This window comes from Microbacterium sp. LTA6, from assembly GCF_045690355.1.
Classification (GTDB): Bacteria; Actinomycetota; Actinomycetes; order Actinomycetales; family Microbacteriaceae; genus Microbacterium.
In genome coordinates this window covers 3230950-3256176 of the sequence record NZ_CP147855.1, presented here as the reverse complement: position 1 = coordinate 3256176, position 25227 = coordinate 3230950, and the positions used below count along the sequence as shown (strand labels likewise).

At 67.4% G+C, this 25227-nt stretch carries 22 protein-coding genes and 1 pseudogene; 12 read left to right on the top strand and 11 right to left on the bottom strand.

Annotated features, from left to right (window positions below; all coding sequences use genetic code 11):
- Positions 1–5: 5 nt before the first annotated feature.
- Positions 6–437 carry a SufE family protein gene (locus LTA6_RS15450; protein ID WP_341974643.1) on the top strand — a complete coding sequence of 144 codons (432 nt, stop codon included), beginning with the start codon at positions 6–8 and terminating at the stop codon, positions 435–437.
- Here the strand turns inward: LTA6_RS15450 and LTA6_RS15445 are convergent.
- On the bottom strand, positions 421–1575 hold the full coding sequence (locus LTA6_RS15445; protein ID WP_341974641.1) for an alpha/beta fold hydrolase: 1155 nt from the start codon (positions 1573–1575) through the stop codon (positions 421–423). The two genes, LTA6_RS15450 and LTA6_RS15445, sit on opposite strands and share 17 nt — an antisense overlap.
- Positions 1576–1600: 25 nt before the next feature.
- Between LTA6_RS15445 and LTA6_RS15440 the strand changes: the two genes are divergently transcribed.
- The 4 genes from LTA6_RS15440 to LTA6_RS15425 all read left to right on the top strand — a co-directional run bounded on the left by LTA6_RS15440 (position 1601) and on the right by LTA6_RS15425 (position 6798).
- Positions 1601–2182 carry a DUF3000 domain-containing protein gene (locus tag LTA6_RS15440; RefSeq protein ID WP_341974640.1) on the top strand — a complete coding sequence of 194 codons (582 nt, stop codon included), beginning with the start codon at positions 1601–1603 and terminating at the stop codon, positions 2180–2182.
- Positions 2175–3368 (top strand): ribonuclease D, encoded by a 1194-nt coding sequence (locus LTA6_RS15435; RefSeq protein WP_341974639.1) that lies wholly within the window; start codon positions 2175–2177, stop codon positions 3366–3368. Before LTA6_RS15440 ends, LTA6_RS15435 begins: the two co-directional genes overlap by 8 nt.
- Before the next feature lie 74 nt (positions 3369–3442).
- Positions 3443–4648 (top strand): thiolase family protein, encoded by a 1206-nt coding sequence (locus LTA6_RS15430; protein ID WP_341974637.1) that lies wholly within the window; start codon positions 3443–3445, stop codon positions 4646–4648.
- Between the two features lie 5 nt (positions 4649–4653).
- Positions 4654–6798 carry a 3-hydroxyacyl-CoA dehydrogenase NAD-binding domain-containing protein gene (locus LTA6_RS15425; protein WP_341974635.1) on the top strand — a complete coding sequence of 715 codons (2145 nt, stop codon included), beginning with the start codon at positions 4654–4656 and terminating at the stop codon, positions 6796–6798.
- A 49-nt stretch (positions 6799–6847) separates the two neighbouring features.
- On the opposite strand, the gene LTA6_RS15420 is transcribed toward LTA6_RS15425, so the two are convergent.
- The 3 genes from LTA6_RS15420 to LTA6_RS15410 are packed head-to-tail and all read right to left on the bottom strand — an operon-like array spanning position 6848 to position 11002.
- The gene (locus tag LTA6_RS15420; RefSeq protein WP_407358218.1) at positions 6848–8470 is read right to left on the bottom strand and encodes a GMC oxidoreductase; all 1623 of its coding nucleotides are present in this window, start codon (positions 8468–8470) and stop codon (positions 6848–6850) included.
- Positions 8467–9378 carry a YegS/Rv2252/BmrU family lipid kinase gene (locus tag LTA6_RS15415; RefSeq protein ID WP_407358217.1) on the bottom strand — a complete coding sequence of 304 codons (912 nt, stop codon included), beginning with the start codon at positions 9376–9378 and terminating at the stop codon, positions 8467–8469. The genes LTA6_RS15420 and LTA6_RS15415 overlap by 4 nt, the downstream gene beginning before the upstream one ends.
- Position 9379: 1 nt before the next feature.
- Positions 9380–11002, bottom strand: coding sequence for an FAD-binding oxidoreductase (locus LTA6_RS15410; protein ID WP_407358216.1), 1623 nt, complete (start codon positions 11000–11002; stop codon positions 9380–9382).
- A gap of 20 nt (positions 11003–11022) precedes the next feature.
- On the opposite strand from LTA6_RS15410, the gene LTA6_RS15405 reads away from it, so the two are divergent.
- From LTA6_RS15405 to LTA6_RS15395, 3 genes are all read left to right on the top strand, one after another.
- Positions 11023–11631 (top strand): TetR/AcrR family transcriptional regulator, encoded by a 609-nt coding sequence (locus tag LTA6_RS15405; protein ID WP_407358215.1) that lies wholly within the window; start codon positions 11023–11025, stop codon positions 11629–11631.
- A complete protein-coding gene (locus LTA6_RS15400; RefSeq protein WP_407358214.1) occupies positions 11628–13076 on the top strand; it encodes a glycerol-3-phosphate dehydrogenase/oxidase in 1449 nt (482 codons plus the stop codon). Before LTA6_RS15405 ends, LTA6_RS15400 begins: the two co-directional genes overlap by 4 nt.
- Before the next feature lie 138 nt (positions 13077–13214).
- Positions 13215–13910 (top strand): SPFH domain-containing protein, encoded by a 696-nt coding sequence (locus tag LTA6_RS15395; protein WP_341974627.1) that lies wholly within the window; start codon positions 13215–13217, stop codon positions 13908–13910.
- A gap of 40 nt (positions 13911–13950) precedes the next feature.
- On the opposite strand, the gene dxs is transcribed toward LTA6_RS15395, so the two are convergent.
- Positions 13951–15891: a 1-deoxy-D-xylulose-5-phosphate synthase gene (gene dxs / locus LTA6_RS15390; protein WP_407358213.1), complete on the bottom strand. Its 1941-nt coding sequence runs from the start codon at positions 15889–15891 to the stop codon at positions 13951–13953.
- Between dxs and LTA6_RS15385 the strand changes: the two are divergent.
- Both LTA6_RS15385 and LTA6_RS15380 read left to right on the top strand, forming a co-directional pair.
- A pseudogene (locus LTA6_RS15385) lies at positions 15872–16111 on the top strand (hypothetical protein); the annotation flags it as partial. The gene dxs and the pseudogene LTA6_RS15385 sit on opposite strands and share 20 nt — an antisense overlap.
- 163 nt (positions 16112–16274) lie before the next feature.
- The gene (locus LTA6_RS15380) at positions 16275–16754 is read left to right on the top strand and encodes a hypothetical protein (protein ID WP_407359305.1); all 480 of its coding nucleotides are present in this window, start codon (positions 16275–16277) and stop codon (positions 16752–16754) included.
- A 395-nt stretch (positions 16755–17149) separates the two neighbouring features.
- Here the strand turns inward: LTA6_RS15380 and LTA6_RS15375 are convergent, their stop codons facing one another.
- The 4 genes from LTA6_RS15375 to dut form a co-directional block, all read right to left on the bottom strand.
- The gene (locus tag LTA6_RS15375; RefSeq protein WP_363546942.1) at positions 17150–19984 is read right to left on the bottom strand and encodes an aconitate hydratase; all 2835 of its coding nucleotides are present in this window, start codon (positions 19982–19984) and stop codon (positions 17150–17152) included.
- 153 nt (positions 19985–20137) lie between these two features.
- Positions 20138–20878, bottom strand: coding sequence for a DUF3159 domain-containing protein (locus LTA6_RS15370; protein WP_407358212.1), 741 nt, complete (start codon positions 20876–20878; stop codon positions 20138–20140).
- Entirely contained in the window at positions 20875–21462 is a 588-nt protein-coding gene (locus LTA6_RS15365; RefSeq protein WP_363546948.1) for a DUF3710 domain-containing protein, read from the bottom strand. Before LTA6_RS15365 ends, LTA6_RS15370 begins: the two co-directional genes overlap by 4 nt.
- Entirely contained in the window at positions 21455–21946 is a 492-nt protein-coding gene (gene dut / locus LTA6_RS15360) for a dUTP diphosphatase (protein WP_363546951.1), read from the bottom strand. The genes LTA6_RS15365 and dut overlap by 8 nt, the downstream gene beginning before the upstream one ends.
- A gap of 3 nt (positions 21947–21949) precedes the next feature.
- Here dut and LTA6_RS15355 point away from each other — a divergent pair, with 3 nt between their 5' ends.
- Positions 21950–22423 (top strand): DUF3093 family protein, encoded by a 474-nt coding sequence (locus LTA6_RS15355; protein WP_407358211.1) that lies wholly within the window; start codon positions 21950–21952, stop codon positions 22421–22423.
- A 97-nt stretch (positions 22424–22520) separates the two neighbouring features.
- Here the strand turns inward: LTA6_RS15355 and LTA6_RS15350 are convergent, their stop codons facing one another.
- Positions 22521–22814 carry a DUF4193 domain-containing protein gene (locus LTA6_RS15350; RefSeq protein ID WP_102192284.1) on the bottom strand — a complete coding sequence of 98 codons (294 nt, stop codon included), beginning with the start codon at positions 22812–22814 and terminating at the stop codon, positions 22521–22523.
- 196 nt (positions 22815–23010) lie between these two features.
- On the opposite strand from LTA6_RS15350, the gene sepH reads away from it, so the two are divergent.
- Entirely contained in the window at positions 23011–24075 is a 1065-nt protein-coding gene (sepH, locus tag LTA6_RS15345) for a septation protein SepH (protein ID WP_363546957.1), read from the top strand.
- A 16-nt stretch (positions 24076–24091) separates the two neighbouring features.
- On the opposite strand, the gene LTA6_RS15340 is transcribed toward sepH, so the two are convergent.
- Complete coding sequence (locus tag LTA6_RS15340; protein WP_363546960.1) at positions 24092–25219, bottom strand: nucleotide pyrophosphatase/phosphodiesterase family protein; 1128 nt, start codon at positions 25217–25219, stop codon at positions 24092–24094.
- Positions 25220–25227 lie beyond the last annotated feature (8 nt).

Here is a 25227-nt window from a genome sequence, read left to right as displayed (position 1 = left end):
CAGGGATGAGTACCACCGCCGTTCCTGACTCTCTCGCGGAGATCCGCGACGCGTTCCTGGAGACCCCGGAGACCGATCGCCTGCTGCTCCTGCTGGAGTTCTCCGACGAGCTCCCACCGGTCTCGGACGAGGTCGCGCAGCATCCCGAGATGTACGAGCGCGTGGCCGAATGCCAGTCCCCCGTGTACATCTACGTGGAGGTCACCGACGACGTCGTGACCATGCACGCGACCGCACCGCCCGAGGCGCCGACGACACGCGGCTTCGCCAGCATCCTCGTGCAGGGCCTCACCGGTCTGACAGCCGACGAGGTGCTCGCGATCCCCGACGACTACCCGCAGTCCATCGGCCTGACCAAGGCTGTGTCCCCGCTTCGCATCGGCGGCATGACCGGGATGCTCATGCGGGCGAAGAAGCAGGTCAGGCAGAAGCGCTGAAGCCCTGCTCGGTCACCCAGTCGGTGATCGCCCTGGTCCAGCTCACCTGGTCGTAGTTCCACAGCTTCGTGTGCCTGGCGACGGAGAAGTGCGGCATCGTGACGAGGTCCGGCCGCGCCTCCTGCAGGGCGTGGGAAGCGTCGGAGGGCACGAAACCGTCGTCATCGCTGTGCAGGATCAGGATCGGCATGGTGAGCTCATCGGCACGGGCAACCATGTCGAGGCGGTCGAACGGAATCGCCTCCTCCGCACCGCTCAGGCGCGCCGTCAGCGGAAGCGACAGCGCACTCATCGCGAGGTCGGGCAGCGGCGCACGCATCCCCGCCTCTCGCGCTTGGAATCGCAGCACGGTGCGCCAGTCGATCACCGGGGAATCCAGGATGAGGCCGGCGATGCGATCGCGATTGCCGGAGTTCACCGCTGCCTGAAGAGACACCGCGCCGCCCATCGACCAGCCCATCAGCAGCACACGGTCAGCGCCGTGACGCAGGGCGTAGCCGATTGCCGCGTCGACGTCACGCCATTCGGCGGCGCCCAGAGCATAGGCTCCCCCGCGGCTGCGCGGAGCCTCGCCGTCGTTCCGGTAGGAGACGACGAGATTCGGCAGCCCGAGAGCGTGCAGCACCGGAACGGCGCGCAGGCATTCGGCACGGGTGACGCCGCGACCGTGCACCTGGATCACCCAGGTCGACGACGTCGCGGGGAAGAACCACGCAGGGCACGGACCGGCCGGTGAACCGATGAGCACGCTCTCCCAGCGCAGGTGCAGTTCGCTCGGCGACGAGTAGTACCATCCGCTGAACCCTGCATCGCGGTCGACCCGCGCGCCGGACTCGATCTGCGTGAGCAACTTGCGACGCACAGTGGTCGCGTCGGCACTGAGGACCGCGCCGAGCTTCACATAGCCGTAGGTGCCGGTCGTGAACAGGCCGTAGCGGCCGGGGAGCTCGGTGTCGGGGGTGCGGGTGAGTTCGATCGTCTGCGCTCCGGTGTCGACGGCGAGGATCGCGGTGTCGGGAGCGCGGCGAGTGGGCGTGACGACACGTCGGGCCACGCCGAACACGATGAACGCCAGCGCCGCCCCGAGCGCAAGGAGAGCGGGGACAAGGAGCGCAACGGCGTGCCTGAGACTCTTCATCGCTTCCTGACTCTAGCCTGTCGCTGTGACCGCACATCCCGATGCCGGGGCCCTTTTCGAAGCGGCGACGACCGAACTGCGTGAGACCGTCTTCCGTGCCGACATCACCGTGCGCGAGATTCCCACTCCGCAAGGACTCGCGCCGTTCGCGATCGCGCTCGCCGCGGACGTGCGACCGGGCAGCGATGGTGAATCGGTGTACGGCACCGGCCGCTTCGTGCTGCTGCACGACCCTGACGCTCCAGATGCGTGGGGCGGCGCCTGGCGCATCGTCACGTTCGCGCAGGCTCCGCTGGAGACGGAGATCGGCACAGACCCGCTGTTGGCCGACGTCACCTGGTCGTGGCTGGTCGATGCGCTCGACTCGAGGGATGCGATCTACCATTCGGCATCCGGCACGTCGACAAAGACCCTCTCGAAGGGTTTCGGCGGCCTCGCGGTCGAAGGAGACGGTGCACAGATAGAATTGCGGGCGTCCTGGACACCGGATGGCCCGTTCCGACCGCACGTCGAAGCATGGGCCGAGTTGGTCGGGATGCTGGCGGGACTTCCGCCCGGTTCCGAGGACATCGCCGTGATCGGCGCGCGAAAGGCTGCACGTGACTGATTACTCCGTGATCACGGATGCCGGGGAGTTCCGTGCGGCCTGTTCCGCACTCGCCGCAGGCACCGGACCGGTTGCAGTCGACGTGGAGCGCGCCTCCGGCTTCCGTTACTCTCAGCGCGCCTACCTGGTTCAGGTCTTCCGCCGAGATGCGGGTGTGTTCCTCTTCGACCCGCCGCCGCTCGGCGACTTCGCGCCGCTGCAAGAGGCGATCGGCGAGGAGGAGTGGGTCTTCCACGCTGCCAGTCAGGATCTCCCCTCCCTCCGGGAACTCGAACTCTCCCCCGCCTCGATCTTCGATACGGAGCTCGCCGCTCGCCTGCTCGGCCACGAGCGGGTAGGACTCGCCGCTGTCGTCGAATCCACGCTCGGCATCACGCTGAAGAAGGAGCATTCGGCCGCGGACTGGTCGACGAGGCCGCTCCCCGCTTCGTGGCTCGAGTACGCCGCACTCGATGTCCTGCACCTGGTCGATGTGCGTGATGCCCTCGCTGCCGAACTCGCGGAGCAGAGCAAGACGGAGTTCGCTGCCGAGGAGTTCGCGGCGACGCTCACCCGCCTTCCGAAGCCGCCGCGGGAAGATCCGTGGCGCCGGCTGAGCGGTCTGCACCAGGTCCGTGGAGCGCGCAACCTCGCCGTCGCGCGGGAGCTCTGGGTCGCGCGCGAGACGTTCGCGCAGGATCAGGATGTCTCCCCTGGCCGCCTCGTTCCTGACCGTTCCCTCGTCGCAGCCGTGATGGCGAACCCGCAGAGCAAACAGGCACTCGCCGCGCTCAAGGATTTCCAGGGGCGCGCAAGCCGCTCTCAGCTCGATCGCTGGTGGCAAGCCATCACGACGGGGCGGGAGACGACCGAGATCCCCCGTGAGCGCGTGCCCAGCGATGCCCTGCCCCCGCCTCGCGCGTGGTCGGATCGCAATCCGGAAGCCGATGCTCGGCTGAAGGCTGCACGACCCGTCGTCGAGGCCGTCGCCGAGGAACTCGGAATGCCCACCGAGAACCTGTTGACCCCGGAGTTCCTCCGTCGGGTGGCATGGGAGCCGCCGGGATCCAGCGCCGAGGAGATCGGCGAAGCGCTCACAGCGCTCGGCGCTCGCCCCTGGCAGATTGCACAGACTGCACAGAAGATCGCGGCTGCCTTTGTAGAAGCTGCGCAACCGGCCCCCGAACCCGACGCACCCGCTTCGTAGGTTCGATCCAAGCGATTCCTCCCGGTTTTTCGGGCCTCCATAGACTGAGGGCTCCGCACAAACTTGGAGGCAGAGTGGCCGAGATCTCGGACGTCTTCTTCGTCGATGGAATGCGCACGCCCTTCGGGCGCGCCGGCGAAAAAGGCATGTACTGGAACACCCGCGCTGATGACCTCGCCGTCAAGGCGACCATCGGCCTGTTGGAGCGGAACGCGGCGGTTCCGACCGACCGCATCGATGATGTGGCGATCGCCGCGACCTCGCAGACCGGAGACCAGGGCCTCACGCTCGGGCGCTCGGTGGCACTGCTCGCCGGGCTCCCGCAGACCGTTCCCGGCCTCGCCGTCGAGCGCATGTGCGCCGGCGCGATGACCAGCGTCACGACGATGGGCGCATCGATCGGCATCGGCATGTACGACTTCGCCCTCGCCGGCGGTGTCGAGCACATGGGACACCACCCGATCGGCGGCAATGCCGACCCCAACCCCCGCTTCGTCGCGGAGAAGATGGTCGACCCCGGCGCCCTCAACATGGGAGTCACCGCTGAGCGCATCTTCGACCGCTTCCCGCACCTCACCAAGGAGCGTTCCGACCGCTTCGGAATGCTCAGCCAGCACAAGGTGCAGGCCGCATACGACGCCGGGAAGATCCAGCCGGATCTCGTCTCGGTCGCGACGAAGACAGCCGACGGCGCCTGGGGCCTCGCCACCGAGGACGAGGGCCGCCGCCCGCAGACCACGATGGACGACCTCGCCGCGCTGAAGACACCGTTCCGTCCGCATGGACGCGTCACCGCCGGTACCTCCTCGCCGCTCACGGACGGCGCGACGATGTCGCTGCTGGCCGGCGGCGGCGCCGTCAAGGAGTTCGGCCTGGCACCGAAGATGCGCATGGTCTCGTTCGCATTCGCGGGCGTTCAGCCGGAGATCATGGGCATAGGCCCGATCCCCTCCACAGAGAAGGCTCTGAAGAAGGCCGGCCTCGACATCTCCGACATCGGCCTCTTCGAACTGAACGAGGCTTTCGCGATTCAGGTCATCTCGCTCCTCGACCACTTCGGGATCGCAGACGATGACCCCCGCGTGAACCAGTGGGGTGGGGCGATCGCGCTCGGACATCCGCTCGCCGCGTCCGGCGTGCGTCTGATGATCCAGCTCGCCGCGCAGTTCGCCGAGCGTCCGGACGTCCGGTACGGCCTGACCGCGATGTGCGTCGGACTCGGCCAGGGCGGCTCGGTCATCTGGGAGAACCCGCACTACAACGGCAAGAAGAGGAAGTAGTCGCGATGACGAATTACGAAGAGATCGACTTCTCCCCCATCCAGGCCCTCACCGAGGGCGAGGTCGTCACGCACTCTCCCGTGCGCGACGTCCGTCTCGCCTCCGGCAAGGTTCTTGCACTGGTCACGCTCGACAACGGCCGCGATCACAACCGCCCGAACACCCTCGGCCCGGCGACCCTTACCGAGCTCGGCGAGACGCTGGACGCTCTCAAGGTGCGCGCCGCCGCTGGCGAGATCCAGGCGGTCGGCGTCACCGGAAAGCAGTACATCCTCGCCGCCGGCGCCGATCTGTCCGACATCAGCAAGGTCGGCTCGCGCGACAACGCACGCCTGATCGCGCAGCTCGGTCACAAGGTTCTCGGCAAGCTGTCGGATCTGGGTATTCCCTCCTTCGCCTTCGTCAACGGGCTGGCCCTCGGCGGAGGTTTGGAGATCGCGCTGAACTCGACCTACCGCACGGTCGATTCCTCGGCGGCCGCAATCGCGCTGCCCGAGGTCTTCCTCGGCATCATCCCCGGATGGGGCGGCGCGTACCTGCTGCCGAACCTGATCGGCATCGAGAACGCTCTCGAGGTCGTCATCTCGAACCCTCTCAAGCAGAACCGGATGCTCAAGCCGCAGCAGGCATTCGACCTCGGGATCGTCGACGCGATCTTCCCCGCGGCGAACTACCTCGAGAACTCGCTCGCCTGGGCGGACGCCGTCCTCGGCGGCAAGAAGGTCGATCGCAAGAACGAGCCAGGCAAGATCGAGCGGCTGACGAAGTGGCCGATCGCGATCAAGATGGCACGCGGCATGCTGGAGTCGAAGATCGGCACCGTGCCGAAGTCCCCCTACGTCGCCCTCGACCTTCTGGACAAGGCGAAGAGCGGAACGAAGGCGGACGGGTTCGCACGTGAAGACGAAGCGCTCGCCGATCTCGTCGCCGGCGATCAGTTCGCGGCATCCATGTACGCCTTCGATCTCGTGCAGAAGCGGGCGAAGCGCCCTGTCGGTGCTCCGCCGAAGGAACTGGCGAAGAAGGTCGCCAAGGTCGGCATCATCGGCGCCGGTCTCATGGCGAGCCAGTTCGCTCTGCTGTTCGTGCGCAAGCTGCAGGTGCCGGTTCTGATCACTGACCTGGATCAGGCCCGCGTCGACAAGGGGGTGGCATACATCCACGAGGAGATCGGCAAGCTCGAGGCGAAGGGTCGTCTGGACGCCGACGCCGCGAACAAGCTGCGTGCGCTGGTCACCGGCACGACCGACAAGAGCCTCTACGCGGACTGCGACTTCGTCATCGAAGCCGTGTTCGAAGAGGTGGGCGTCAAGCAGCAGGTGTTCGGTGAGATCGAGAAGATCATCGCGGAGGACGCCATCCTCGCGACCAACACCTCGTCGCTGTCCGTCGAGGAGATCGGCTCGAAGCTCGCTCACCCCGAGCGTCTGGTCGGGTTCCATTTCTTCAACCCGGTCGCGGTGATGCCGTTGATCGAGATCGTGAAGACGCCGGCGACCTCGGAGGCCGCGCTCGCCACTGCGTTCGTCGTCGCGAAGAACCTCGGAAAGAACGCCGTGCTCACGGCCGACGCTCCCGGATTCGTCGTGAACCGCCTGCTGGCCAAGGTCATGGGCGAGGCTGCGCGCGCCGTCTACGAGGGCACGCCGGTGGCCGACGTCGAGAAGGCGTTCGCGCCGCTCGGCCTGCCGATGGGTCCGTTCCAGCTCATCGACCTCGTCGGCTGGAAGGTCGCCGCTCACGTGCAGGACACCATGGTGCACGCGTTCCCGGATCGCTTCTACGCCAACGAGAACTTCCATGCCCTCGCCCAGCTCGATGCGGTCGTCGAGAAGGACAAGGGCGGTCGAGTGACCGGTTGGACCAAGCAGGCCGAGAAGGTCATCAAGCCGGCTGTGGGCTCCACCCCCGCATCCGCCGCGACGATCCTCGGCCGCGTGCAGGATGGGCTCGCGCAGGAGATCAAGCTGATGCTGGACGAGGGCGTCGTACCCGAGGTCGAAGACATCGACCTCTGCCTGATCCTCGGAGCAGGCTGGCCGTTCATCGACGGTGGTGCATCGCCGTACCTGGACCGCGAGGGCGCGTCGGAGAGGGCCTTCGGCGGCTCCTTCCACACTCCGCAGATCCGCGGGATCGATCACCGCTGATCGCTTGAGAAGAAGGGGGCCGCGCTGAGCGCGGCCCCCTTCTGTGCGTCTACTGCGCGGGGCGCTCGTCCTCTACACCGGAGCGCGGCCAGAAGGACATCGCCCTCTCCGCGAGCGCGGTGATCGTCAACGAAGGATTCACTCCCGGGTTCGCCGGCACAGCGGCACCGTCGACGACGTGCAGCCTCGGATGACCCCACACGCGGTGGTAGCGGTCGACGACCCCGGTCTCCGGCGTCTCCGAGATCACCGCACCACCCAGAAAATGGGCGGTCATCGGGATGCCGAAGACCTCCGGCCATGACCCTCTGGCCTCCGTGGGCACGCCACCTTCCTGCTGCACCCGCGCCGCGATCGCTGCTGCTGCGCGATGCGCTTGCGGCAGATAGCTCGGGTTCGGTTCACCGTGTCCCTGCGCGCTCGTCATCGCCAACCGCCCGAACCGTCGCCGCAGCGACAACGTGAGTGAGTTGTCGGCGGTCTGCATGACCAGCGCGATGATCCCGCGTTCACTCCAGCGGTGGAGTGATCCCAGCCGGAACTGACGGATCGGCGCACGAAGAACCCTTCCGGCGAGGCTGAGAAGACGTCGTCCGAGCCGCCGGTCGCCGGGGACCATGACCGATGCGAGTGCGCCCATCAGGTTCGATCCGGGGCCGTACCGCACGTTCTCGACATGGGTGCGTTCGTCGACGTGGAACGATGTCGTGATCGCCACACCGCGAGCGAGCTCGAGGGATTCCGGTACGGCGACCGCGACCGCTCCGTCGAGGGCCTCGGAGTTCGTCCTCGTGAGACGTCCGACGGCATCCGAGACACCAGGGAGAGCACCGGATTGCTTCATCCGGTGCAGAAGCTGCTGGGTACCCCAGGTGCCCGCCGCCAGCACCACCTGGCGGGCGTGCACTGTCCGCTGCCCGCGGCGCAGCCAGGCACCGCTGCGCTGCGTCGTGACGGCGAATCCGCCGTCCGCGAGCTCGCGGACGTCCGTCACCGTTCGCAACGGCTCGATGACCGCACCTCGGCGCTCGGCGAGAGCCAGGTAGTTCTTCATGAGCGTGTTCTTCGCGCCCGCCCGGCATCCGACCATGCAGTTGCCGCAGAGCGTGCAGCCGGTGCGCGCCGGGCCCTCACCGCCGAAGTACGGATCAGCCGTGAGCTCTCCCGGCCTGCCGAACCACACGCCGACCGGTGCGTGGCGGAAAGTGCTCCCCACGCCGAGATCCTCGGCGGCACCGGCCATGATGCGCTCGACAGGACCAGTGTGCGGATAGCGCTCGACCACGCCGAGCATCCTCTTCGCCGTCGCGTAGTGCGGGGCGAGTTCCGTCTCCCAATCCGCCAGCGAGCCCCACTGCGGATCCGCGAAGAACGCGCCGCCGGGCTGGTACAGGGTGTTGGCGTAGTTCAACGATCCGCCGCCCACGCCGGCGCCCGCGAGGATCATCACGTGCGGGAGGCGATGAATGCGCTGGATCCCGAAGCAGCCGAGGGCAGGCGCCCACAGGTAGCGACGTACGTTCCAGTTGGTCTTCGCGAAGTCGTTGTCCTCGAAGCGTCGCCCCGCTTCGTACACCAGGACGCGGTAGCCCTTCTCGACGAGTCGGAGTGCCGCGACCGAGCCGCCGAAACCCGACCCTATGACAACGACGTCTTCGTCGTACTCGATCATGCGGAAACCTCCGGTGCCGCCGGCACCATCACGGTCAGCGCGGCCGGACGCACACTGATGGTGCATGCATCCTCGCCGATGCGCTCGCCGTCGGCGTAGACGACGAGTCCGGGGGCGCTCACGGTGACCTCGCGCACGCGGTCGTGTCGTACCTCCGGGCGCGTGAAGTGCGTCCCGCGCAGGAGCAGGGGGAAGAGAGTCAGGAGACGGATGCGCGAGAGCGGCGCGACTCTGACGACGTCGAGCATCCCGTCATCGGGTGCTGCCCCGGCGCAGACAGGCATCCCGCCTCCGTAGCTGGCGGTGTTGCCGACGGCGATCAGTGTCCCGGCGGCGTTCGTCGGAGCGGCGCCGTCCAATCCGACCGAGAACTCCATCGGACGCAGCCGCGCGAGCTCGATGAGCAACGCCACGTAGTACCGCAGCGCGCCATGCGGCCAACGGAGCCGATTCGTGCGGTCGCTGACCTTCGCATCGAACCCGAGAGCCGCGATAGTGAGAAAAGAGGCAGTGCGCTCCGCCGTGCGGATCGTGCCGACGTCGATAGCTCTGCGCGCACCGGTGCGCGCAAGTTCCACCGCGGCGATCGGGTCGTGCCGTGGCAGGCCGAGCGCCCGCGCGAGGTCATTGCCGGTCCCGGCCGGCACCAGCGCGACGGGGACGGAAGCGGCGCAGACGAGGTCGAGGATGCCGGACAGGGTTCCGTCGCCGCCCACGACCACGAGTACCCGGGGATTCGCATCCAGCGCCTGCGCCGCCAGCACCAGGCTCAACGCCGCCGAATCCCCCGTGTAGACCTTCACTTCGGCGCCACCAGCTCGCAGGTGGGCAACGGCGGCGTCGGCCTCTCTGCGCCCTCGCCCCTTGCCCGCGAACGGATTCGACAGCACCGCGATGTGCTCGGCCACGTCAGCGCGCTCGATCCATCGAGATCACGGCACCGGGGTTGAGGATCCCAGAGGGGTCGAGTTCGCGCTTGATCGCGGCGAGGATCCGCACCCCCGTCTCACCGATCTCCTGTTCGAGCCACGGCGCATGATCGCGTCCGACGGCGTGATGGTGGCTTATCGTGCCGCCCGTCGCGATGATCGCATCGTTCACACGCCCCTTGATCACCTCCCAGGCTTCGAGAGGATCCGATCGGATGCTGGCCAGGACCGTGAAGTACAGCGACGCGCCGGTCGGGTAGATGTGCGAGACGTGGCACATCACGTACGGCCTCGCACCTGCATCCGTGATTCCTTCGTGCAGAGCGGCGGTCACGGCCGACCGCAACGCGTGCAGGTTCGACCACGTGGTCGCCGTTTCCAGCGTCTCGCAGAAGACGCCCGCGTCCAGCAGCGCGTCGCGCAGGTAGGGACCGTCGAAGCGTCCATCCAGCCACTCCTCGGCCGCCCCCTCACCGGATGACGTTCCTCCTGCGGCGGTGAGCAGTGCCGACGTACGAGCGCGACGATCGGAGATGCCCTCCCCCTCGTACACCGTGACGATGCTGGCACCCTTCGCGAGCGCCTTCCCGATCCTGCCCACCTGCGCGAGACTGACAGCGGTCTCCGCTTCGTCGGACAGGCGGATGACCGTCGGTCCTCCTCCGTGCTGTGCGACCTGTCTCAGTCCATCGGCGCCCCGGGTGAAGTCGGGAAAGCTCCACGACTCGAGGATGCGTTCGCGAGGTACCGGATGCACGCGCACACGGACCTCCGTGATCACCCCGAAGATGCCCTCCGACCCCAGGAACACGCGGATGAGATCCGGGCCTGCTGCCGACCCCGGTGAACGACCGAGTTCGATGTCGCCGGTCGGGGTAGCCACGCGGATCCCCGTGACCATCGTGTCGAATCTCCCGAGGCCCGCAGAGTTCTGCCCCGATGAGCGCGCAGCCGCGAATCCGCCGATCGTGGCATAGCGGAAACTCTGGGGATAGTGACCCAGTTCGTATCCGCGTGCGGTCAGCAGAGCCTCGGCGTCCGGGCCCGTCGTGCCGGCGGCCAGGAGCGCCTCACCGCTGACCTCATCGAGATGGATGAGGCCGGTGAGCCGCCGCAGATCCAAGCTGATGACGCCCCGATGCGCGCCGCGCTCAGGTGCGAGAGCTCCCACGACGCTCGTTCCGCCGCCGAACGGGATCACCGCGACACCACGCTCGGCCGCGACGCCGAGCACGGCAGCGACCTCGGTGTGACTGCCAGGGAGGATCACGGCATCCGGCGCGGCCTGGTGCTGTCTGCGTCGCCTCAGCAGGTCGGGAGTCGAGCGCCCCCCGGCGTGACGGATCCGCGCCTGCGCGGACTCATCCACGTGTGCGGTACCGACGACTTCGGAGAACGCCTCGATATCGGCTGGCTGAAGCGCCGAGGGTTCGAGGTGCACATCGCCCAGGTCGACCGGTGCATCCGGCTTGCGAATCCGCCCGAGCAGCAACGGAAGAAGAGCGCGCACCGCTCGCGGGAGTTCCTGCGCCTTGGCCGGGTCGCCCCAACCGTTCCACCGCATCTCCGACTGTGCGGCGTCGCTGCCGTTCTCCTGCGTCATGCGTTACAGTGTGACACATCATGGAAGAACGTCAAGTCATCGCCGATCCGCCGATCGTGCCGTCGCCGCAATGGGATGCCACGCAGTCGCGCATCCTCGACGCGGCCGACGCGCTGATCAGCCGCCGCGGGGTACACGGCGTCACCATCGCCGAACTGGCACGGCGAGCAGGCCACAGCCGACCGACCATCTATCGAAGCTGGAGCGATGCCGACGACGTGGTCCGCGCGGCTCTGCTCCGGCGCGTGGCGGGAATCGTCGAGCAGTTCCCCGCCCGGGCCGGGTCGCGTCAGAACCTGGTCGACGACGTGCTTCGGTTCTCTTCGCTCTTTCGCAACGATGCCGTCTACGGGCGACTGCTCGAGGACGAGCCCGAGGTCTTCACCCGCTACACGTTGCAGCGCGTCGGATCGAGTCAGCGGATGATCCTGCAGTGGCTGACGATCGCCATCCGCGAGGCGCAACAGGGTGGCACTGTTCGTGATGGCGAGCCGAACGAGATCGCGGTGATGCTGCTTCTCATCGCGCAATCGGCAGTGCTGTCGCACGGCACCGTGTCCGAGCTGATCTCCCCGGAGGCGTGGGAGCGCGAGCTTCGCGCCGCGCTCGATGGGCTGCTCCGACCATGACCTCTCCCTCCCCCGACCTCAATGTCGCGCGTCGGGCCGAAGAACTCCGCCGCTCGGCTCAGGAGACGGTCGACGTGCTCGTCATCGGAGGCGGCATCACGGGCGTCGGAGTCGCGCTCGACGCCGCGTCACGTGGACTGAGCGTCACTCTTCTCGAAGCGGACGACCTGGCGTTCGGCACCAGCAGATTCAGCTCCAAGCTCGTGCACGGCGGTCTTCGCTACCTCGCGACCGGCGACATCGCCACCGCGAAGGAGAGCGCCTTCGAACGCCACCTGCTGATGACGATCATCGCACCGCACCTCATCCGGCCCCTCGGTCAGCTGCTCCCCTTCGCTCCCGGTGTGACGGCACGACAGCGCGCGGCCGGCATAGCGGGCATGGGCATGGGCGACCTGCTTCGGATGCGGGCGCGCACCCCACGAAAGGCGCTGCCTGCGCCACGTCTCGTCTCGGCCCGCACAGCCAACGCTCTCGTTCCCGCTCTCAACCCGCGCGGGCTTCGAGGGGGGATGCTGTCGTACGACGGTCAGCTCGTGGATGACGCCAGGCTGGTCGTGACGGTGGCGCGCACCGCCGCAGGTCTCGGTGCCCGCATCCTCACTCGGGTGAGGGCACTCGAGCTCCACGGTGGCGGGGCGAAGGCCGAGGATGCGCTGACCGGCGAACGCCTCGAGATCCGAGCGCGCAGCGTCATCAATGCCACCGGCGTCTGGGCGGGCACACTGGACGAGTCGATCACGGTCCGTCCCAGCCGGGGAACCCACATCGTGCTCGATGCCGCCGACCTCGGTCACCCATCCGCGGCGCTCACCATCCCGCACGAGGGCTCGATCAGTCGCTACGTCTTCGCCTTGCCACAGGTGAATGGGCGCGTCATCGTCGGTCTCACGGACGAAGACGCGCCGGGCCCAGTGCCCCGGGTCGCCGTCCCGACGGAGGGCGAGATCACGTTTCTGCTGTCGAATCTCAACCGGATGCTGTCTGTCCCCATCCGCAGGGATCAGGTCCGCGGCGCTTTCGCCGGGCTCCGCCCGCTGGTGGACTCAGGCGCAGACTCGACAGCGGACATCTCCCGCCGCCATCTCGTCGCCGTCTCGGAATCCGGCTTCGTCAACGTGCTCGGCGGCAAACTCACGACATACCGTCGGATGGCCGAGGACGCCGTCGACCTCGCCTCGAGCACCGGCGCACTTGGCGCACCCCCGAGCCGGACGGCATCACTCCGACTCGTGGACAGCGCCGTGATTCCGACGTCGGGCGCGGCCTCCCCTGCTGAACTCACACGTGCAGAGATCGAGTTCGCCGTCCGCGCCGAAGGCGCCATGACGGTCGATGACATCCTCGATCGACGTTCCCGTGTGGGTCTCGTCGCCGTTGATCGAGTCCGCGCGACGGCGACGGCGGAAGCCGTGCTCGCGGAGACTCTCGCGCAGCTCTCCTGAACGATCGAGCACCGGCGCCTGTCGTTGCGTTTCCACCGCACGACTCGGCAGGGAACAGGCACGGAACAGCGCGTGAACACCACCGCTGTTGTGCCTCAGGACGCCGCGCGCGGGCGGCGGAGCGTGCACAGTGGTGTCATGGACATGCTCCTCTCGATGCTGGGCGGCAAGGGAATATCGGGTCTGTTCAAGACAGGCACCGCGATCCTCACGATTCTGCTGGTCGTTCCGGCTCTCCTGAAGATCTTCATCGTGACCGTCGACGAGGGCTGGGCGGCGATCCGCACACGAAACGGCAAGCCGATCATCCGCAACCGTCCGCAGCGGCGTCCGACGAACCGCGGCGGCGCAGTCGGAGAAGTCGTCGTCCTCGATCCGGGGTCGCACGGCGCTTTCCCGCTCTTCTACTGGTACCGGCTCATCGACGTGCGGTGCCGGGCGACTGACCTCCCCGCACGCGAGATGAGCGGCGCCACCGGGCGACAGTTCCGGGTGCATGCCTCCTTCGAGTGGCGACCCATTCCGACCGGCCGTGATCTGCGCGTCTTCGAACTCGATGTCGTCAACGTCAAAGAGCGCGCGTCGAACATCGTCGGCGCGGCCCTGAGAGACGTGATCCGCGGATTCGATGACGCAGAGCTCCCGCACAACGACGAGATCAACACCCGGGTGATCGCTGCCAGCGCTGAGGAAGTGCGCCGCGCCTGCGGCGTGGAGCTCGTCCGCGTGATGGTCACCGGCGACTCGCTGACGGACGGCTACCTGCTGTCGACGGCCCTGCGCGACACCGACCGCGGCGCCCAGGCGGTCGCATCGCTGCACGCCCTGAACTGAGGGCAAAGCGAAGAACGTCTTGGCGAGCCGCTGAGGCCGCTCAGCGCCGTTCGTGCAGCGGGAGGTCGATCGCGCCGGTCTCGCCGGCGTTGCGCGCGACCGGGATCCGGGTGCCGAGGACCTGAGACACGACGTCCTGCGCGATCTTGGAGGCAGTGAGGCCGGCATCCGCGAGGATCTGCTCGCGCGACGCGTGGTCGATGAACTGATCCGGGAGGCCGAGTTCATCGACGGCCGTATCGATGCCGGATTCCCGGAGCACCTGCCGAACGCGCGTGCCGATTCCGCCGACGCGGATGCCATCCTCGAGCGTGATCACCAGACGATGCCGAGCGGCCAGGGTCACGACGGATGCTTGCACCGGAATCGCCCAGCGCGGATCGATCACGGTCGCCCCGATCCCCTGCGCGCGCAATCGCGCAGCGACGTCCATCGCCAATGCGGCGAAGGGACCGATCCCGACCAGAAGCACATCCTCGGACTCGCCACGGGCGAGCACATCGACGCCGTCATCGAGGCGCTCGATCGCGGGAAGTTCCGCGGCCACCTCGCCCTTCGGGAAGCGGATGACGGTGGGACCGTCGTCGATGGTGACGGCCTCGTCCAGCGCCTCGCGCAGCCGGGCACCGTCACGGGGAGCCGCGATGCGGATGTTCGGGACGATCTGCAGCATCGCCAGATCCCACATGCCGTGATGACTCGGCCCGTCGGGACCGGTGACGCCGGCCCGATCAAGAACGAACGTGACGCCTGCGCGGTGCAGGGCGACATCCATCAGCACCTGGTCGAAAGCTCGACCCATGAACGTGGCGTAGACGGCGACAACCGGGTGCAAGCCGCCATAGGCGAGACCTGCCGCAGAGGCCACCGCGTGCTGCTCGGCGATCCCCACGTCGTAGACCCGGTCCGGGAAGCGTTCAGCGAACGGCGCGAGTCCGGTCGGCCGCAGCATGGCTGCCGTCATCGCGATGATCTTCGGATCGCGCTGCCCTGCGTCGACGAGCGCATCGGAGAAGACATCCGTCCACCCCTGGCCCCCACTCGACAAGGTTTCGCCTGTCGTCGGGTCGATGCGCCCGACGGCATGGAACTGGTCGGCCTCATCGTCACGCGCCGGCTGGTACCCGCGGCCCTTCTCGGTGATCGCGTGCACGATCACGGGAGCGCCATAGGACTTGGCGAGCTCGAGAGTCTCCAGGAGCGCGCCCAGGTCATGCCCGTCGACCGGCCCGAGATACTTGATGTCGAGATTCGAGTACAGCGCCTCGTTGTTCGTGAAGCGCGAGAGGAACCCATGCGTTCCGCCACGCACGCCCCGGAAAACGGCCCGTCCGACGGGTCCGAATGCTCGGAACAGGCGATCCGACTTGCGGTGCAGGTCCTTATACGCGGCGGCGGTGCGCACCCTGTTCAGGTACCGCGACATGCCGCCGATCGTCGGCGCGTAGGATCGGCCGTTGTCATTCACGACGATGACGAGGTTGCGGTCATTGTCGTCGGAGATGTTGTTCAACGCCTCCCACGTCATCCCGCCGGTGAGCGCCCCATCGCCGACGACGGCCACGACATGACGGTCCGAACGGCCGGTCGCAGTCAGCGCACGTGAGATCCCGTCCGCCCAGCTGAGCGAGCTCGAGGCGTGCGAAGACTCGACCACGTCGTGCGGGCTCTCGCTGCGCTGCGGGTAACCGGCGAGGCCCCCACGCACACGCAGATCAGAGAAGTCCTGACGCCCGGTGAGCAGCTTGTGCACATACGACTGATGCCCGGTGTCGAAGATGAAGGGGTCGTCCGGTGAGGAGAAGACCCGGTGAAGGGCGATGGTCAGCTCGACGACACCCAGGTTAGGACCGAGATGGCCGCCCGTCCGCGAAACGTTCTCGACAAGGAAAGCGCGGATCTCCTCAGCCAGTTCCACCAGCTGCTCGGTGGACAGCGCGTCCAGATCCCGGGGTCCTGAGATGCTCGGAAGAATGGGCATCTGCACCTCCTCACAGGCGTTGTGCGGCTCGTCCGATCGGACGGACGAGAACCCCTCGATCCTATCGCGGCTCTCCGGGAATCCCCGGAGAGCGAAGCCGCTTCTGCAGGGCGGCCGCATCCGCCAGCTGTCATTCGCCTACGAGGTCCTCGACGCTGCCAAGGTCAGGCTCAGCGACGGCCGGACGGCATACGAGCTGCGCGACCTCGACGTACACGAGTTCTCGTTCGTGCTCGTCAGCGCCAACCGTGACACGTCCATCGCGGCGGTGAAGTCGGCACTGTCACGTCGCCCCTGGCTCACCAAAGTCCTTTCACGGGGCGGCGGTGCTCTTCGCTTCCTGCCTCTGGCATTTACTGGCGTTCGGTGCCAAGGTGAGACGGATGAACCGCTCTCAGAAGGTCGCCGCTACCGTGTCGGTGCTCGTCGTCGCGGGCCTCGCCGCTGTGGCTGCTCCCGCTGTCGCGTCGGTCGCGTCGGATATAGGCGGCTGGGCGCTGTTCAACCAGCCCGCAGCTGCTGCTCCGACTGATGCCGCTACTGCTCCGGCTGATGAGCCGGTCGCGTCTCATGCGCCGATCCTGGATGGCATGCACGGCGACTGCGCTCTCCTGTACTACCCGAACGATCCGTCGATCACTCCGCGGCTCGACGCACCCGTCGACAACGGTCCGCGCGAATTCGCGGTCGGCGAGGTCGGCCTCGTTGACGGTATCCCGACGACGTACACCGTCGCGCCGGGCGATGCGATCCAGGGAATCGGTGCCCGCTTCTGCGTGTTCGGGACAGGCCTGTTCTACTTCAACGACGTTCACCTGCAGGGCACCATCCAGCCGGGCGACGTGCTGCGCCTGCGCCCGTAGCACTCGATCCTCCGAAGGCTCCGCCTCCCGTCCGGGGAGCGCGGGCCTTCGCTGTTCGTTGGATGCTGCCAGAGTGTCAGCTCATCCCGCCGTGCACCCAGTCCTGCGCCCGCCAGATGACGTTCTACAGGTTCCATGGCGCAACGTCGCATGCGTCCCACCGCTGCCCCATGCGGGCGGTCCAGGAGGCGATGCGGCCGCAGCAGATGCGGCGTCCGGTGAACTGGTAGACAGCGTTGCAGAGCGCGCTGCGCATGGAGGTGTCCCCTCGTCGGTCGCGGCCCCGGAGCGGGGCTAGCGTTGGCAGCGGCTCACGCCGTCATTTCTATGGCGCGTTCTTCAACGCAAAGCGCCCCGCCTGGCTGATGCCGGACGGGGCGCTACTCACTTCAGAACTACACCAGCGAACGCAGCACGTACTGCAGGATGCCGCCGTTGCGGTAGTAGTCCGCCTCACCGGGGGTGTCGATGCGCACGACCGCGTCGAACTCGATCGGCTGCTTGCCCTCGGCCGAGTTCTCGCTCGGGGTCGCCGTGACGCGCACCGTCTTGGGGGTCACGCCCGAGTTCAGCTCTTCGAGGCCTGCGATCGACACGATCTCGGTGCCGTCGAGTCCGAGCGACTCCCAGCTCTCCCCAGCCGGGAACTGCAGGGGAACGACGCCCATGCCGATCAGGTTGGAGCGGTGGATGCGCTCGAAGCTCTCGGTGATGACCGCCTTGACGCCCAGCAGGCTGGTGCCCTTGGCCGCCCAGTCACGAGACGATCCAGAACCGTACTCCTTGCCGCCGAACACGACGAGCGGGGTGCCCTGCTCGGCGTAGTTCATGCAGGCGTCGTAGATGTACGACTGCGGTCCACCCGGCTTCGTGAAGTCCCGCGTGAAGCCGCCTTCGACGACCTGACCGTCGTTGACGGCCGAGACCATGACGTTCTTCAGACGGATGTTCGCGAACGTGCCGCGGATCATCACCTCGTGGTTGCCGCGGCGCGAGCCGAACGAGTTGAAGTCCTTGCGATCCACACCGTGCGCGGTGAGGTACTCCGCGGCCGGCGTGCCCGTCTTGATGTTTCCGGCCGGCGAGATGTGGTCGGTGGTGACCGAATCGCCGAGCGTCGCCATCACGCGCGCGCCCTGGATGTCGCGCACCGGGGTGAGCTCCATCGTCATACCGTCGAAGTACGGAGCCTTGCGGACGTACGTCGAGTTCTCATCCCACTGGAAGATCGCGTCATCCGGGGTCGGCAGGCTCTTCCAGCGCTCGTCGCCCTCGAAGACGGTCGAGTACTGCTTGATGAACTGCTCACGGGAGATCGACGAGTCGACGAGGTTCTGCACCTCGTCGGGCGTCGGCCAGATGTCCCGCAGGAAGACGTCTTCGCCGTCGGTGCCCTTTCCGAGTGCATCGTTCTCGAAGTCGAAGTGCATCGAACCGGCCAGCGCGTACGCGATGACCAGCGGCGGGCTGGCAAGGTAGTTCATCTTCACGTCGGGGCTGATGCGACCCTCGAAGTTGCGGTTACCGGAGAGGACTGCGGTGACGGCGAGATCGTGAGAGTTGATCGCCTCGGACACCTCCTCGATCAGCGGACCGGAGTTGCCGATGCAGATCGTGCAGCCGTAGCCGACGGTGTAGAAGCCGAGGCCTTCGAGATCCTTGTCGAGACCGGACTTCTCGTAGTAGTCGGTGACGACCTTCGACCCCGGGCCGAGCGTGGTCTTCACCCACGGCTTCTGCTTCAGACCCTTCTGGAGGGCCTTCCGCGCGACGAGTCCGGCGGCGATCATCACCGACGGGTTCGAGGTGTTCGTGCACGACGTGATCGCGGCAAGCGTGACAGCGCCGTTGTCGAGGATGTACTTCTCCCCCGACGGCGTGGTCACCGGCACCGGCTTCGACGCATTCGCCGGTGCACCGCTGTTGATGTGCACGGGACGGGTGGTCGTCTCCTCCTCACCGGGGACGGAGCCGGGGTCGGATGCCGGGAACGAGTGCTTCGAGTCGAGATCGACGATGTCATCCGACGTCGATGCCGACGCATAGCTGAGGATGTCCTGCTCGAACTGCGCCTTCGCCTCGGAGAGGAGAATGCGGTCCTGCGGGCGCTTCGGTCCGGCGATCGACGGCACGACGGTTCCGAGATCGAGCTCGAGGTACTCGCTGAAGGTCGGCTCGTGCGAGGCGTCGTGCCAGAGCTTCTGCTCCTTGGCGTAAGCCTCGACGAGCGCGACGGCCTCGTCGCTGCGGCCGGTGAGGCGCAGGTAGTCGAGCGTGACGTCATCGATCGGGAAGATCGCCGCCGTGGAGCCGAACTCCGGACTCATGTTGCCGATGGTGGCGCGGTTCGCGAGCGGGACCGATGCCACGCCGGCGCCGTAGAACTCGACGAACTTTCCGACGACCCCGTGCTTGCGCAGCAGGTCGGTGATCGTGAGGACGACGTCGGTCGCCGTCACACCGGCCGGGATCTCACCGGAGAGCTTGAAGCCGACGACGCGCGGGATGAGCATCGACACGGGCTGGCCGAGCATCGCAGCCTCGGCTTCGATGCCGCCGACGCCCCAGCCGAGCACGCCGAGGCCGTTGACCATCGTCGTGTGCGAGTCGGTGCCGACGCAGGTGTCCGGGTAGGCACGGAGGACACCGTTGACATCGCGGTCGTAGATGACCTTGGCCAGGTGCTCGATGTTGACCTGGTGCACGATGCCGGTGCCAGGGGGGACGACCTTGAAGTCGCTGAACGCCGTCTGGCCCCAGCGGAGGAACTGGTAACGCTCACCGTTGCGCTCGTACTCGATCTCGACGTTGCGCTCGAGGGCGTTCTCGCTGCCGAAGAGGTCGGCGATCACCGAGTGGTCGATGACCATCTCGGCGGGAGAGAGCGGGTTGATCTTGTTCGCGTCACCGCCGAGAGCCGTGACGGCTTCACGCATGGTGGCGAGGTCGACGATGCACGGCACGCCGGTGAAGTCCTGCATGACCACGCGCGCCGGCGTGAACTGGATCTCGGTGTTCGGCTCAGCGGCGGCATCCCACGATCCGAGCGCCTCGATCTGCGCCTTCGTCACGTTCGCGCCATCTTCGGTGCGAAGCAGGTTCTCCAGGAGGACCTTGAGACTGAAGGGGAGGTTGTCGAAACCGGGCACCGTGTCGATGCGGAAGATCTCGTAGTCGGTGCTGCCGACCGTCAGGGTGCTCTTGGCACCGAAGCTGTTCACCGTCGACACGAGTGCGTCTCCTTCTGATCGGATGGGAGCGGCAGGCGTCTCCATCTTGCTCGCCTCTGAGGTCCGGCGGCTAGCAAGGCGGACCTAACCAGTCTGCGCGTTTCGGCCTCTCGGCAGAAGCTTTCAATTTATCTTGACGTCAAGATAAATCTATCACGATTCGACGGCGACGTCCTCCGACGGCGTGCGGGGATAGAGTGCCCGCACCACGAGCCAGGTGACAGCGATCATCGGCGCGAACAGCGGCAATCCCATGATCAACTTCAACGTGCCGAGCGCCGTGACGTCACCGGCGAAGTACAACGGCAGCTGCACGCCGAGACGCGCGAAGAACAGCGCGGCCCATGCGATGCCGAGCCAGAAGAACGCCCGACGCTTGCGCCGATCGCTGCGCCACGCCGTGCCCTCCCCCATCAGGAAGCCGACGGCGAGCCCGATCAGCGACCACCCGACGAGCGCGGAGATGAGAAGAACCGAGCCGTACAACGAGTTCGTGATGAATCCGGGAACGAAGTTGTCCTCGCCACGCCCCGTCCACAGCGCGAGGGCAGCCGCGGCGCCGGCCGCGACGAGCCCGCCCAGTGCGGCAGCCGGCGGCGACTTCTGCAGCAGCCGCACGATCGTGAACACCGCAGCGATGCCGACAGAGACGCCGAGCGCCAGGATCAGTGGATCCGGCTTCACCGTGAAGAGGACGACGAAGGCGAGGCTGGGCAGGACGGATTCGAGGATGCCGCGCCATCCGCCCATCGCCGACCACACGACCTTGTGGGTCGACGAGCTGTCTGCGGGGTCGAGCCCCGCGCGACGTGCAGCACCGCCGAGCGCCGCGCCGAAGATCTCCGTCGCGCTCTGCTCGCGCCCGGCGTCGGGATCGGGTGCGCTCGCGCTCACGCGGAACCCGGCGTGGCCGGCATCTTCAGCGGAATCAGGTCGCGTGGAGGCATCGGCGAACCGCCGCGGACGACGACGATCGAACGGAAGAGGTCCTCGACCTTCTCCGCCGCTTCCGGGTCGGATGCGGCGGCTCCGCCGATGACACCGCGGAGGAACCAGCGCGGACCGTCGATGCCGATGAATCGGGCGAGCCGGAGTCCGGAGCCCTCGCTCGCCGGGGCGGGGACCTCAGCGAGAAGCTCCTTGCCCAGTGGGCCGTCGCGCTCCTCGACACGGCCGCCCTGCGTGCGGACCTGATCGCGCAGCTGCACGCGGGTCTCGTCCCAGAGCCCCCCGGAGCGGGGAGCGGCGAACGGCTGCACCTGGAGCGACGAGTCGGCGTAGTCGAGTCCGACCGCGACGATCCGCTTGGTCTGCTCCTCGACCTCGAGGCGCAGGTTCAGGCCCTCCCTCGGGAGGATCTTGATGCCGCCGAGATCGATGTACGGGCGAACCGGGTTCGCCTCGGAGTCGTCGAAGGGGCCGTCGGTGGCCCGGTTCAGCGGTGCCGACTTCTGAGTGTGGGGGGTGTTGTCAGTCATTGCCCTGCCCTGCTGGGGTTTGGTTTTGTTCTGCCTGGTATCCGGTGGATCCGAATCCGCCAACGCCGCGGACGCTGTCCGACAGCTCTTCGACCGGAAGGAAGACGGCGCGCGTCACCGGCATGACGATCAATTGTGCGATGCGGTCTCCGACGGCCACATCGTACGCGCTGTGGATATCGGTGTTGATCAGACTCACCTTGATCTCACCGCGGTAGCCGGCATCGACGGTCCCCGGCGAGTTCACGATCGAGATTCCGTGCTTCGCGGCGAGTCCGCTGCGCGGGACGACGAATGCTGCGAAACCCTCGGGGAGGGCGATCCGCAGGCCGGTGCCGACCAGCGCCCGCTCGCCCGGGGCGAGGTGAACAGCCTCGGCTGCGACGAGATCCGCACCGGCGTCTCCCGGGTGCGCGTATCCGGGCATCACGACGTCGCCGGCCAAGACAGGAGCGATAATGGGGACATCAACGGAATCGGTCACCCCATGAGGCTAATGCAGAACCCCCGCACAGACGCACGTCCGCTCTACCGCGAACGCCTGGCGCCGAGTCTGCGCCTGCTCGCCACGGTGGCCCTCGCCGGCCCCATGGTCTCGCTGATCTTCGTTCCGGTCGGATCGACCGTCGCACTCGTGATCGGCGGCGCCGTCTCGGCCATCCTCGTCCTGGGTTTCATCGCGATGACACCCGTCGTCCTCGTGGAGGGAACCGTGCTCCGCGCCGGCCGCGCGCACATCGAGGCCCACCACCTGGGCGAGCCGGTCGCGTTGACGGGCGAAGAGGCGACACACGCGCGCGGGCCAGGACTTCCGGCGAACGGCTGGCACCTCATCCGCGGAGGAATCGACGGCATCGTCGTGGTTCCGAACATCGACCCGGATGATCCGGTCGAAACCTGGACGATCTCTTCACGGACGCCCGACCGTCTGGCCGCCGCCATTCGCGCCGCCCGCCCCTGACGACGATTCGACGCCGACGTTCGACGCCGACGCCGGCCTTGACGACAACGCGCCCCCGACCATGCGGTCGGGGGCGCGTTGTATCGCGAAGCTGCGCTCAGGCAGCGCACTCCTTGCAGATCGGACCCGAAGCGTCCTCGTGGTCCAACTGCGAGCGGTGCTTCACCAGGAAGCAGCTCATGCAGGTGAACTCGTCCTGCTGCGCTGGCAGCACGACGACGTCGAGGTCGAGGTCGGAAAGGTCGGCACCCGGGAGGTCGAAGCTCGACGGGTTGTCGGCGTCCTCGTCCCCGGTGGAGCCGGAGAGCTTGTCCGGCACACGCTCCTTGAGGGCTTCGATCGACTCGGAGTCGTCTTCACTCTTGCGCGGAGCGTCGTAATCGGTGGCCATGCTGTAGATCTCCACTTTCATGGTGCGAGTGGGTGGTGTGCCGCAGGGATCGGCGGCCATAGTTTGCACGACGTGGGAGCAATAAGCAAATGCCGTGGCGTGCGACAGAGCAAACTCACGGCACGCCCAGGGTATTCCCGGCTCTGAGGGCTGACGCGTGACACCATGAATCCACACCCATCAGAGGGGCATTCGCATGGAAAACGTCACCATCGTCGGCACCGAAGCAGGAGTCCTCGTGCTCGCGACCGAGTCGGGCGAGCGCTTCGCGCTCTCCATCGACGACGTTCTGCAGCGGGAGATCCGTCGTGCCACACGGCAGAGCGAACCTGCGACGCAGCGCCTCGCGGCCAGTCCCCGCGACATCCAGGCGCAGATCCGCGCCGGTCTCACTGCCGCAGAGGTCGCCGAACTCCTCGGCATCAGTCTCGAAGACGTCGCGCGCTTCGAAAGTCCTGTGCTCGCCGAACGCGAGCACATCATCGACCAGGCCCTCGCAGTCCCCGTGCTCATCGGCAGCGAAGTGGAGCCGGACGCGCAGCCGACCTTCGGCGTCGCCATCCGCGCGAAGCTGGCCGAGGTGTCCGCCACCGCGGAACGCTGGGCGAGCTGGAAGGACGAGTCCGGCTGGATCGTGAAGCTGGAGTTCTCCGCCAGCGACGTCGAGCACGACGCGCGATGGAGCTTCGACCCGCGTCGCAGTGCGCTGTCGCCGCTCAATGCCGACGCCACCCAGCTCTCACGCCAGGGCTCGCTGCCCGAGGGCCTGATCCCCCGACTGCGTGCTGTGGAGGCCGATCGTCCCACGTCGCCGTACAAGGACGAGAGTCGCTTCGACTCGGGAGCATTCGGGCCTCGGCTGCTGCCGGCACCGGCTGCGGATGCCGACACCGACACCGACCACACGGCTCCCCAGCGCTCGAATGCCGCGGCACAGGCTGCCGCCATCAATCGTGCACCGGAGACGTCGACGACCAATCCGGAGACCGCCGACCTGCTCGAGGCGCTGCGCCGCCGTCGCGGTCAGCGTGAGACCGCACCCCTCATCGATGCCGACGACGTCGCCATCGACGCACCGGAACGCGGCTCGAGTCCGATCGCACTGTTCGACGCGTTCGAGCAGGACTCCGAGGCGGGCGAACAGGGCTCGGACACACCCCCGGCAGTCGAACCGCCCGCTGACAGCCCGGCGCGCCGACGACGTCGCAACGCGATGCCCTCCTGGGACGAGATCGTATTCGGAGCGCGCACGGACGAGTGAGTGCGTGCTGCGCCACTCAGCGCGCGAACGTTCCGAGTCTGATCAGCGGCACGTTCTGCTCCTCCGGCGTGAGCGCACCGTGCTGGCCGACCATGGTGCGACCTCGCTGATCGGCGGCCGTGCCGTCGTACACTGCCCAGACGCCGCGAGCGATCACCATCAGATCGCCGATGCGAGCGGCAGCGGCATCCGTCACAGACGGTCCGAACAGACCGGCAGCCATCGCATCCGCCTTCGACACGACGTCTGCGGTGCCCTCCAGTTCGCTCCGCCAGCGGGCGAGAACACCGGCTGCGTCGGCGTCCGACTCCAGATAGACGTGCAGCATCCGCGGCTCCCCGCCGATGTGCCGGACCCCCGCGTAGCGCCCGCCGGTGTCGTCCAGCACGACCTGCCGGTGCGGCGGCACATCGACCATCCCATGATCCGACGTCACCAGCACGCCGACGCCTGGCGGCACCCGCACCGACAGCGCGGCGTCGATGTCCTCCAGCGCAGAAACCCATTCCCCGGACGCGACGCCGTGCTTGTGGCCGGCCTTGTCCGCTTCGGGCAGGTAGCAGTACACGAATGATCCCGGATGCCGTGCGGCGAGCTCGTACGCGGCGGCGACCCTTTCGGCAGGTGTGGCTGCAGCGACGAACTGCGCACCGCGCAGGGTCGCCCTGGTGAACCCGCTGTTCGCGTAGGCGGCGACGCCAATGGCGAAGCTCTCCCTGCTCGCGGCGCTGGCCCGCTCGAAGATGGTGGGCGATGCCTGCCAACTCTCCGGGTCGACTCCTTCGGATTCCCATCCGGTCAGCTGGTTCACGAGCACATCCCGCGTCGGGTCGAGCACTCGATATCCGACGAGTCCGTGCTCCCCCGGCCAGACGCCGGTGAGGATGCTGGTCAGCGCCGCGGCCGTGGTCGACGGGAAGACGGAACGAGCGACATCCTTCTTCGCCATGCTCCCGGTGAGCGTGCGGGCATGACCGGCGTGAGCGCGCAGATTGATGGCCCCCAGCCCGTCGACGAGGACGAGCACAACGGATTCCGCGCGAGGCAGCGTGAGCGATTCGCCGCGAAGTGAGGAGAACAGGTCATCCGCCACCCCGACGACGCTCCGGGCTGTCGCGGAGCCGGACGGTAACATGAGGGACATCCGAGCCA